General features: G+C 51.4%; 3 protein-coding genes. 2 read left to right on the plus strand and 1 reads right to left on the minus strand.

The annotated features are described in order from the left end of the window. Window positions 1–213: 213 nt before the first annotated feature. A complete protein-coding gene (locus AAH187_RS10745) occupies window positions 214–753 on the minus strand; it encodes a redoxin domain-containing protein (protein WP_342348455.1) in 540 nt (179 codons plus the stop codon). 111 nt (window positions 754–864) lie between these two features. Between AAH187_RS10745 and AAH187_RS10750 the strand changes: the two genes are divergently transcribed. Next, window positions 865–1,284 carry a winged helix-turn-helix transcriptional regulator gene (locus AAH187_RS10750; protein WP_342348456.1) on the plus strand — a complete coding sequence of 140 codons (420 nt, stop codon included), beginning with the start codon at window positions 865–867 and terminating at the stop codon, window positions 1,282–1,284. Between the two features lie 791 nt (window positions 1,285–2,075). Continuing rightward, window positions 2,076–3,533, plus strand: coding sequence for a heme peroxidase family protein (locus AAH187_RS10755; protein ID WP_342348457.1), 1,458 nt, complete (start codon window positions 2,076–2,078; stop codon window positions 3,531–3,533). Window positions 3,534–3,853 lie beyond the last annotated feature (320 nt).

Consider the following 3,853-nt stretch of genomic DNA (forward strand, 5'->3'; position numbering starts at 1 on the left):
CTTCGCGGACAACTTCCCGAAGCCATGGCCCATTGGACTGTCGTTCTGGACCACGGCGGTTTTTCTCTCCTCACCAGCGAACCCTTGCTCTAAATGAAAATGGGAAGGCAGGGTTTTCCGAACGCTCTTCTGGCCTAAGGAGGCTTGGTTCATCGGGTCAGTGAGTCTTCGGTCTCAAGAATTCACCGCGAATCATCGCCAGGACGTTTTCTATCAGACCGCACAGGAGTCGTCTCCGCATAGAGGAGACGGTGCTACCGAAGGTGTGTCCTGAGGCTCGGGAGAGGATGCGGCCTGTGCCCGTAACAATCCGATTTCCGCCCCGAGAAGGAGATCGTCATGCACACCGAATATCTGTTGGTGCAGCCGACCCTGTTTGTCAATCAACACCGTGGTCGGCGTTCCCTGCATCGCATACGCCCGCATGGTGCAGGGGAGCGGGTCGCCATCCTGGCCTGGTCGGTCGATGGCGACTGGAAATCGAATCCGGTACTCATGCAGAAACGCACGAAGCGAGGCCATGCCCATGGCCTCGTGGTGTTCGAATACCGTATGTAATCCGATGACTCTGAGATCCGGGAAGAGCTTGGCCACGCGTTGAGCCTGTGGCAGGCCATGCGACACGCAGCCGGGGCAGAGGATCTGGAATGCGTGAAGCAGCACAACCTGCCCGCGAAGCCCGGACAGACTGAGGGGCTCTGGAGTATTGAGCCATGTTGTTGTCTGCCATTCAGGAGCCGGTCGGAGTTTCATCAAAAGTCTCCTTGATTGGTGGTTGAGTATTTGAATTTGCTCATGACCATGCAAGATACTAGGCTGGCAGGAGTCTCGCAAGAAGGCACTTTTTGGTAAGGGGGTGACTGAATGGTTCAGCACGATCGGTTAATCGGAGTGGAGGAGACGGGGGTACAGGATGGCAAGAGGATTCCTGTGGCTTCGATGGTCGAGAGTATCGTGGGATGCAAGTGGTCCATTCGCATACTCCAGCTTTGTGCGGAGGGACATAACCGCCCAGGTATGGTGCTCCGGGCATGTCCCGGTTTGTCGGCGAAAGTCATGAATGAGCGATGGCGAAAGATGATTCGTTTCGGCATCATGCGGCGCACGGTGTGTGGGATAAAGCCTCCGGTTGAAGTGGAATATCAACTGACCCCATTCGGCCGTCGATTTTTAAAGATTCTTAACGAAGTACGTAACCTCCAGGAGGCTGTGGATGTTGAGGCCATCTCTAAAACCAACCAGTCCCGCAAAAAAGCGGTCACCTCACGTTTTCCAAAAAGGTGAGATGACCTTCCGCCACTTCTTCACCTTCAAAATCCTAGAGAAGCATTTATGGATGTCTCCTTCCATGCCGGTTGTTGGATTGAAGCCGATTTCATCAATTCATGGATGAATGAAGGGCAACCAATATTCGGTTTGGCTACGGACTACCTTTTTCCAACCTAACGCCGGTTTTCTCTCATGAGGGTCTTATCTGAAATAACGGAAGTGTAAAACAAATCTAATAATACATCGAGCAAATACCTTTACCTCGGTCGTAAGGGGGGAGAAAGCGTTTATCAGGGGTTCCAAGGGGATGCCGGGAGGGGATCCTTGCCTTCCCTACCCAATGGCGAGGGTGAAGCCACGGCTTCGGAGTGTCGGTGTTGAATCTCACCGGAGGTGATGGCCCTGCAACGGTTCCGCTAGGGATGTATCCGTTCCTTTCAAAAAGTATCTGTCTAGATACATGATTTTGAACTAAGTCAGAACTTCATTCACAAATTGGCTCGGCCCTGTCAGTCTTTTTTCCTATCAAATCAACAATTAATTTGAACAAAGAGTGGTGGGAGTAACACCCGATGAAGGCTGGCTCGCAGTTTGCTTTAAGTAGGAAATACAGGGTTACGCATTGCCACGAATAGATGGCGGGTACGCTTCTCTGCCATCGGCACTTAAATGCGAGGCCGTGTCGTGGCCGATGCCTATAATCTTTGAGACCTAGACTGCCGTTGCGAGGTTTAAAAAGAGACGTATTAATTTAGAGGAAAGTGTTCAATCTTATTAGGCATTTTTATTTAACAAAGGAGGGCGAAATGGCGAATCAGCATCATGGTCTTGTTCCTTACAAAGGCATTGGACATCTGTGCGAGCTGGGACCATTTCGGCCCGGTCGTTTTGCGCGTCTGTTTTCCGATCTGCCGCCCTTATACATCAATCCACTTACGCTTCATGATGTCGGCAAAGCTGGCGGTAAAATGGAGGATAAAGGTGCTCCAAATTTAACGGACAAAGTGCCTGCAGGCCTGATTTTTTTTGGCCAATTCATTGATCATGACATTACCCTCGACGACAGTTCTTCCCTCACTGCGAGTAATTCCCCCGCAGCCATAGAAAACGTTCGTACCCCCACGTTGGACCTCGACTGCGTATATGGGGACGGTCCTGGCGCACATCCCTATCTGTATGATGGGGGAGGAAAATTTTTGACCGGAGCGGATTATGCTGATCCGGCGAATCCAAACGATCTGAAGAACCATGATTTACCTCGTTCGCCAAAAGGGACAGCGATCATAGGCGATCCCCGAAACGACGAAAATCGACTCATCTCCCAATTGCAGCTGGGGATGTTGCGGTTCCACAACAGCGTTCTGGATATAATTGCCGCAAAGCCCAATGCTCCCACCGGCTCCATGCTTTTTGAGGAGGCGCGCCGGGTGGTCACTTGGCATTATCAGTGGATTGTTATCAATGATTTCTTGCGGACGATATGTGGAAATTGGATCGTTGACGATATTCTCGCAAACGGTAGAAAGGTGTATCAGCCTGAATGCCTAGGAACGAACGAGCCCTTCATCCCCATCGAATTTGCGGCGGCAGCGTACCGTTTCGGCCACACCATGATTCCTCAGAAACTCAAGGTGAAACCGGGGGGTGTCCAACATGATGTATTCGGAACAACACTTGGAATCGGATTCCAACCGGTCAGTAGTCTAGATCAAGTGGTGAATTGGGCGGCAGTACTGGATAGTGGCAATGGGCAATTCGAACGGGCTGGTCAGGTGGATACTAAGCTAGCTAAAGTGCTGCTGGATCTCCCTTTTATGCCTCCGACGGTTCCCGCGTTTGAAAGATCTCTTGCCGTGCGGAATCTTCTGCGAGCGCAAAGTTTCCTGATTCCATCCGGGGAACAGGTGGCCGGGGCTCTCATGGCTGCCGGAGCGACTGAAGTCACGACCGAGATGATTGAAACCGTTCGGGAAGAGGGAGAGAAGCTAGGATTCCCCAAGGCGACCCCCCTTTGGATTTACCTCCTCGCGGAAGGCAAGGCGATTGGACGCATGGATGAAAATGCTCAAGGTAAAAAGAAATTTGTGAAGGGGGAGGGATTGGGTCCGGTCGGGGCTCGGTTCGTGGGCGAGGTGATCATTGGTCTGCTCGAACATGACTCACGCTCTTTTCTGGGGGGCAATCGCAATTGGTCGCCGATGGATACGAATGACAAGATTGGCGCAAACGGAGTGACGAATCTCTATCAACTATTGACTGCGTAGGCAGCAGTCTTCCAGCAACTTCTTGGAGAGAATAGAAGGGGTATCCCTTTTATTCTTTCCAACGAGGTGTCCAAGTTTCAGAAAGCTGGGTACGATGGGGCCATCCCGGAAACCAGCCAATCCTGGAGGAAGCCAGAACCAAGTGGTAGCGTCACAAGTCCCCCAAAAAAAGGAGAGACGGCTCTCTGCTTCAGCCTCACAGTCAAAACACTTGAGACATTCTTGAATGTCCCCTTCCTCTTTGTGAGGTTGGGTAGAATTCTCTTGAATCCATTCGTGGATGAAGATAGGTGAAACAATAGTCAGCTCACCTTCTGACT

The sequence above is a fragment of the uncultured Nitrospira sp. genome, from assembly GCA_902500695.1.
In the GTDB taxonomy this organism is placed as follows: Bacteria; Nitrospirota; Nitrospiria; order Nitrospirales; family UBA8639; genus Nitrospira_E.